At 64.5% G+C, this 6,942-nt stretch carries 5 protein-coding genes; 2 read left to right on the forward strand and 3 right to left on the reverse strand.

Annotated elements, in window-relative coordinates:
- Positions 1 to 167 precede the first annotated feature (167 nt).
- Together ACODSK_RS31915 and ACODSK_RS31920 are read right to left on the reverse strand one after the other, a co-directional pair.
- Positions 168 to 578 carry a RidA family protein gene (locus ACODSK_RS31915; protein WP_489022039.1) on the reverse strand — a complete coding sequence of 137 codons (411 nt, stop codon included), beginning with the start codon at positions 576 to 578 and terminating at the stop codon, positions 168 to 170.
- On the reverse strand, positions 578 to 1,894 hold the full coding sequence (locus tag ACODSK_RS31920; protein ID WP_489022041.1) for a flavin-containing monooxygenase: 1,317 nt from the start codon (positions 1,892 to 1,894) through the stop codon (positions 578 to 580). Before ACODSK_RS31920 ends, ACODSK_RS31915 begins: the two co-directional genes overlap by 1 nt.
- A gap of 246 nt (positions 1,895 to 2,140) precedes the next feature.
- Here ACODSK_RS31920 and ACODSK_RS31925 point away from each other — a divergent pair, with 246 nt between their 5' ends.
- A complete protein-coding gene (locus tag ACODSK_RS31925) occupies positions 2,141 to 2,818 on the forward strand; it encodes a DUF1028 domain-containing protein (RefSeq protein ID WP_489022043.1) in 678 nt (225 codons plus the stop codon).
- Positions 2,811 to 3,968 carry an acetylornithine deacetylase gene (gene argE / locus ACODSK_RS31930; protein WP_489022045.1) on the forward strand — a complete coding sequence of 386 codons (1,158 nt, stop codon included), beginning with the start codon at positions 2,811 to 2,813 and terminating at the stop codon, positions 3,966 to 3,968. Before ACODSK_RS31925 ends, argE begins: the two co-directional genes overlap by 8 nt.
- A gap of 248 nt (positions 3,969 to 4,216) precedes the next feature.
- On the opposite strand, the gene ACODSK_RS31935 is transcribed toward argE, so the two are convergent.
- Positions 4,217 to 6,942 (reverse strand): RCC1 domain-containing protein (locus ACODSK_RS31935; RefSeq protein WP_489022047.1); only part of this gene is annotated, 2,726 nt, incomplete at its 5' end.

The raw sequence follows: 6,942 nt of genomic DNA on the forward strand, positions 1-6,942 counted from the left end.
GCCTCGACGTTGATCTTGCTGGTCGGGCTGTTCTTGCCGGCCTCATCGCTGGCAATGCCAGCTCCCACAGGTTCCTGTGTCGAGCCTGGATCATACGGCCGGCCCGGAACCCTGTGGGAGCCGGCCTTGCCGGCGATGAGGCCGGCAAGTGCAACACTGTGTTCTGCTTACTCCGGAATCACCGCAATCACATCGATTTCCATCAGCCACTCCGCCTGGGCCAGCCCGGCGACCACCAGCCCGGTGGAAATCGGGAACACGCCCTTCAGCCATTTGCCGACTTCGCGGTACACCGGCTCGCGGAAGCGCGGGTCGGTGATGTAGGTGGTGGTCTTGACGATATGGCTGAGGTCCGAGCCGGCTTCCTCAAGCAGTTGCTTGACGTTCTTCATCGCTTGCTCGGCCTGCGCCTGCGGGTTGCCCAGGCCGACCAGGTTGCCTTCGAAGTCGGTACCCACCTGGCCGCGCACATACACGGTGTTGCCTGCACGCACGGCCTGGCACAGGTCATTGTCCAGGGTCTGGTTGGGGTAGGTGGCCTTGGTGTTGAACATGCGGATGCGGGTATGGGTAGGCATCAGTTGACTCCTTCGAGGGCAGCTTTTTCAGACGATGGGGCAGCGGCGACGGACTGGCGCTGGGCCTTGTCCTGGTACGCCAGGTAGGTGCGCTGGGTGGCGATATGGCCGGCGACGTGCTTGGCGTCGTGCCACACCCCCCAGATGAACGAGGATCCACGCCGCGACAGCCATGGCAGGCCAAGGAAGTACACCCCCGGCTCGCTGGACACGCCACGCTGGTGCTGCGGCTTGCCATTGGCGGCGAAGGCATCCACCTGCAGCCAGCTGAAGTCCACGGCGTAGCCGGTGGCCCAGATCACGCTGGTGACGCCGGCCTTGGCCAGGTCCAGTTCCAGCAGCGGATTGGTCATGCATTCCGGGTCGGCCAGGCGCTGGCGGGCTTGCGGTTCTTCCGGCAGGTCGAGGCCGTTGCGTTCGATGTAGGCGTCGGCGGCGTTCAGCAGCGCCAGGTAGTTCTCGTCGCCGAGGCGGATGTTGTCCACCAGGTTGTCCTGGAAACGGGCCACGCCGTTGTCGAACGCCTGGGTCAGGCCGACCAGGGTCATGCCCTGGTGGGCGAGGGCGCGGAAGTCCACGGTGTGGCCGCCGCGGGCACCGCTGACGGCGATGGTCACGTGTTCGCGACCGGGCTTCATGATTTCCGCGTCCCACTCGCCCAGCACGCCGAGCCACCAGCAGAAGTCACGGTTGCGGTAGCTGCGCGGCGGCCGGTCGTGGGCGCCTACCGAAAGGTAGACCTTGCGCCCGGCACGCATCAGTTCATCGGCGATCTGCACGCCGGAGGAGCCGGCACCGACCACCAGCACCGCGCCTTCCGGCAGTTGCTGCGGGTTGAAGTAGGCGGCGGAGTGGATCTGGTGCAGGCCTTCGTCCTTGGGCGCAATGGCCGGAATCACCGGGCGCTGGAACGGACCGGTGGCAGCGACCACGCGGGCAGCGCGAATGGTGCCTTCGCTGGTCTCGATGGTGAAGCCCGGACGGTCGGCATTGCGGCTGACCTTCTTCACCTCGACCCCGGTACGAATCGGCAGGTCGAACTTGCGTACATAGGCTTCGAAGTAGTCGGCGACCTGCTCCTTGCCGGCGAAGGCATCGGCGTCGAGGTCGAATTCCAGGCCGGGGAAGCGGTCATGCCAGACCGGCCCGTTGGCCACCAGCGAGTCCCAGCGGCCGCTGCGCCAGGCTTCGGCGATGCGGTTGCGCTCCAGCACCAGATGCGGCACGCCGAGCTTGCTCAGGTGCTCGCTCATGGCCACGCCGGCCTGGCCGGCGCCGACCACGAGGGTATCGATTTCAAGGTTGTTCAAGGTCATGTGCAGTGCCCCGTTGTTTTCCTGGCGTTGTTGTTCGGTTGCCTGGGGCCAGACTAGGGAAGCGCGGGAAATCGCGAAAATAGTTAATAGCTGGGGCTTGCCGATAAAAAGCCGAGGGTAGTGCCATTGGAAAGAGGTTACGGCTACCCAGCTTTTTCCTTGGCCCTGGCCATAAATCCACTAATTTCCCCGGCCGCCGCCCACCGCCAGAATGCTCTGCACACTCGCCCGTCAAGGAATCCCCACATGACCTTCTCCATCATCGGACGCTGCCCGGAAACCGGCCAGGTCGGCATCGCCATCAGTTCCTCCAGCATCGCCGTCGGCGCCCGTTGCCCCTGGGTGCGGGCCGGGGTCGGCGCGGTGTCGACGCAGAACATCACCTTGCCGGCCCTGGGCCCGCAGATCCTCGACCTGCTGGAGCGCGAGCAGATTCCGCCAGCCGAGGCCCTGGAGCGGGTGCTTGGTGCCAACGGCTGGAGCGAATACCGCCAGGTTACGGTGATCGACCAGCACGGCCAGGTGGCCTTGTTCACCGGCAGCGAAGCCCTCGGCGTACATAACGCGGTGGCCGGCGAACAGTGCGCGGCGGCGGGCAATCTGTTGTCCGGTATCCAGGTGATCGAGGCCATGGTCCAGGCCTTCGAACAGGCCGCCGGGCAGTTGCCGGATCGTCTGCTGGCGGCCATGCACGCAGCGATGGCTGCCGGCGGCGAAGCCGGCCCGGTGCATTCGGCGGCACTGAAGGTAGCCGGCGAACTGACCTGGCCACTGGTGGACCTGCGCGTCGACTGGGCCGACGAAGACCCGATCGGCCAACTGGATGCCCTGTGGCAGGCCTATCGTCCGCAGATGCAGGACTACGTGACTCGCGCCCTCGACCCCACCACCGCGCCTAGCTACGGGGTACCGGGCGATGAGTGAAGCGAGCAGCCGCGATCTGCTGGCGCGCCTGATCGCCTTCCCCACGGTCAGTCGCGATTCCAATCTCGAGTTGATCGCCTTTATCCGCGATTACCTGGCCGGCCACGGCGTCGACAGCGAACTGTTTCTCAACGACGAGGGCACCAAGGCCAACCTGTTCGCCAGCATCGGCCCGCAGATCGCGGGCGGCGTGGTGCTGTCCGGGCATACCGACGTGGTGCCGGTGGACGGCCAGGCGTGGACGGTCGAGCCCTTTGTCATGAGCGAGCAGGACGGCCGCCTGTACGGCCGTGGTGCCGCCGACATGAAGGGCTTTATCGCCTGCGTGCTGGCCGCGGTACCGGCCTTCGTCGCCGCGCCGTTGCGCAGGCCGGTGCACCTGGCGTTTTCCTATGACGAAGAGGTCGGCTGCCTGGGTGTGCGCTCTATGCTTGCCGCCCTGGAGCAGCGCCCGCACAAGCCGGCCCTGTGCCTGATCGGCGAACCCACCGAGCTCAAGCCGGTGCTCGGCCACAAGGGCAAGCTGGCGATGCGTTGCCAGGTGCACGGCGCGGCCTGTCACTCGGCCTATGCGCCCTATGGCGTAAACGCCATCGAATACGCCGCGCGGCTGATCGGCAAGCTGGGAGAGATCGGCGAGCGACTGGCCGAGCCTGAACTGCATGACGAGCGCTTCGACCCGCCGTTCTCCACGGTGCAGACGGGAGTGATCAAGGGCGGTCGGGCACTGAACATCGTCCCGGCAGAGTGTGAATTCGACTTCGAGGTCCGCGCCTTGCCGGGCTTCGATGCCGGGGTCGTCGCGGATGAACTGCAGCGTTTCGCCGCCGCCGAGCTGGTGCCGAAGATGCAGGCGGTCAAGGCCGACACCGGGATCAGCCTGAAGCCCTTGAGCGCCTATCCGGGGCTGGCCACGCCGGCGGACAGCGAAGCGGCCAGGGTGCTGGCGTTGCTCAGCGGTTCGGAGGATTTTGGCACGGTGGCCTTCGGCACCGAGGGCGGGCTGTTCGAGCAGGCGGGGATTCCCACGGTGGTCTGCGGGCCGGGGAGCATGGACCAGGGGCACAAGGCTGATGAGTTTGTCACCTTGGGGCAACTGGAGGGGTGTGATGCGATGCTGGGCAGGTTGCTGGAGTATCTGCGTGGCTGACAGGTCGCCCAACCTTCGCGCCGGCTCGGCGCTGCAATAGGCTCGCTCCCACGAAGACCTGTAGGAGTCCGCCTTGCCTTTCAGGCTGCGCTCTCGCGCAGAGAACAGGTCTAAAAGCGACGCGGACCCTGTGGGAGCGGGTTTACCCGCGATTGCCATGGTTAATTCGCTACAGTAATCGCGGGTAAACCCGCTCCCACAAGTGCTCGCGAAGGGCTGCAAAGCAACTCCGAACAGTCTGCTGTCGACTACTGACTGGAAGCCGTCCGGCCCACCGCATTTACCGCTTCCGCTTCGGCACTGAGCAGCAGGCGCCTGGCGGTGACCCGGCCGGACAGTTCGTGCTGGACCTTGGAACTGTCGCCACCGCCTGGCGCGTAACCCCAGGTGACTACCCGGCCGTCCTTGGTCAGGGCGGTGAAGCAGATACCGTTGGAATACAGCGCCCGCACATCGGTCAGTTGCTCGGCTACCGCAGAGGTGTCGCCACCTATTTCCTTGTTTCCCCAGGCAATCACGCTACCGTCTTTGCACAGCGCGGCGAACGCGCTGTTGGCGCCGACCACCTGGATGATGTCCGACGCAGCTTCGGCTTCCGGCGATAGTGATGCTCCCAGGTCCGGATGACCCCAGGCGCGTACCTTGCCAGTGCTCAGGCGTGCGCAGAACGCGCCGTTGGTGGCGCTGACTTCCACCACGTTGGTCAGGCGCGCTATATCATCGGGCACTTGACCAGCCTCGATGTTGTAGGGCCAGGCTTTCACTTCTCCGGATTCGAGCAGGATGCAGAAGGCCATTATGGTGGCGGCAGCGATGGATCTGACGTTGGCGATGCGGGCGATCTCCTCGGGCAGCAGGCCACCGTAGTTGATGTGCCCCCAACTGATCACGCGCGTTGAGCCGGCGCTGGAGCGCAGGGCGGCAAAAGCACCGTGATTGCCCAGCAGGTGGACGATATCGGTGAAGGCCTCCTGGCCCTGGTGCATTTGTCCACCGTAATCCGGATTACCCCACGTCATCGCCTGGCCGGTCTTGCGCAGTGCCGCGAAGGCGAAGGATGCGCCGTAGATGTCGATGTAGTCCTTGTATTGCAGGACTCGGTCTGGCACTGGCACGCAAACGTCCGTCCGCCCCCAGGCAAACAAGTCGCCGTTTCTGTCGCGACCGACGAAGTCCCCGGCATTACTTTGGACCTGAACATAATCACCGTACACAGTAGGGGGTACGCTGCCGTCATCTGAGCCCCCCCAGCAGACCACATTGCCGTCAGTCAAGCGCGCCGCGTAGTCCCAGGCGGTTGCGGAAATCTCCGCCACGTTGTCGATCGCGTCCAGGCGGTCATCCAGTTCTCCACCGAATTCCGCGCTACCCCAAGCAACCAAGTCGATCTTGGGACCGCTTTCGCCCACGATTTCGTCGCGCATCGCGACGCAGGAGCCCCAATAGTTGTTGCTACCGGCGCCGAAGACATTGGCCGGACGGCATTCCCAGGTTTCGCTGCTGCTGCGCACGTAGAGCTTGAGCCCGGGTTTGCTGTCGAACCAATGGGTGCCGACGTTCCATTGTTCCTCGCCCTCGTAGCGCCATTCGGCGAGTACTGGTTTCTGGGTCTCGTCATCCAGTGCAGTGAGCATTCGTAAGGAGGATTTCGGCGGGCGATGGCAGGTGATGCTGGAGCGTGCCCCCATGATCCGCAGCGGCCCTGAGCTTATTTCTTCCCGAGCGCCGACTTTGAAGCGCAGCACTCCGGAAACCTGGCTTACCTCGCCGGGCGTCTCGACCCAGTAGGACAGCTGGATATCCTTGTCGCGATGCTCTTCGACCTGTTCGCGGCTCATATGGAACACCACGTCCTCACCCACCATCGGCGCACTGATGGGGATGAAGTCATCATGGTTGCCGCCGCTGGAGCGCCAGGCCAGGTGCACGGTCTGCCGGTCGTTCATGCCGGGCCAGTGCGGCACGATGATCTCCAGCTCAGCGGGCAAACTGTCCGGATCGAGCACACCATCCACCAGCGCCGGATCGGTCGAAGGCGCCGGTAGCTCGCCCTGGGACTCGCCGACCTTCAGGTGCTCGCGGTCGGATTCCAGTTCCATGCCGATGCTGCGTTTGTACAGCCGGTAGTAGACCTGCACCGTGCCGCCGTCCAAGGGCGCGATGGCCTCACTCGGAATGTTGAAGGACATCGGCTGGCCGGCGTCGCCGCCGCTGATATTGCGCGAGTCCTCATGCAGCAGGGTGCTGCCGTTGGCACGGGTGCCGAGCCAGGTGAGGTAGACGATGTCGCCAGCTTCCAGCACATCGCCGGTGATGGTTACTGTGGTTTGCGATAGACCTGGGTCGAGCATGCCGTTCTCGGCATCTTCCACGATCGGTTTGGGCAGCTTCTGTTCAGCCCCGATGAAACTGGCGAAGGCGCGCCTGGACCGACCTGCCGGGGCACCGTCGCGGGTGACGGTGTACGAAGCGACTCCGCGTCCACCACCCAGCACCCGGACATCGCCATTCGGGATGATGAAGGGCATCGCCTGATTAGGCCGGGTTACGGTCTGTGGCTCCGGTGTAAAGGTGATTGGCATGCCTTGGGCGGTGGTGCCGGTCCAGGTCAGGCTGATCTCGTCGCCGACCAGCAGGCCGTTGTTGAAGACCATCACCTGGACCACCAGATCGTCGTCGCCCAGGTCGTCGAGATGGATCACCTCGTAGGGATCGGCGGCCGGATCGGGGTTATCGATCCAGGGCGCATCGAACAGATCTTCACCGACTTCCACCGTGATGGTGGTGCGGATCGACCAGTCGCTGGAGATGTTGTGCACTTCATCGCGCACTCGATAGACCAGGATCAGGTTCTCATCGGCTCCGGCGGCAAGGATGGTGGCTTCGCCGACCAGAATGTCGACTGAACCCGCATCCACTTCGGCCTGGGTCACCTCGTGGACCAGCAACTCGCCGCCCCAGCTCAGGGTGATGC

Source organism: Pseudomonas sp. FG98 (assembly GCF_057808595.1).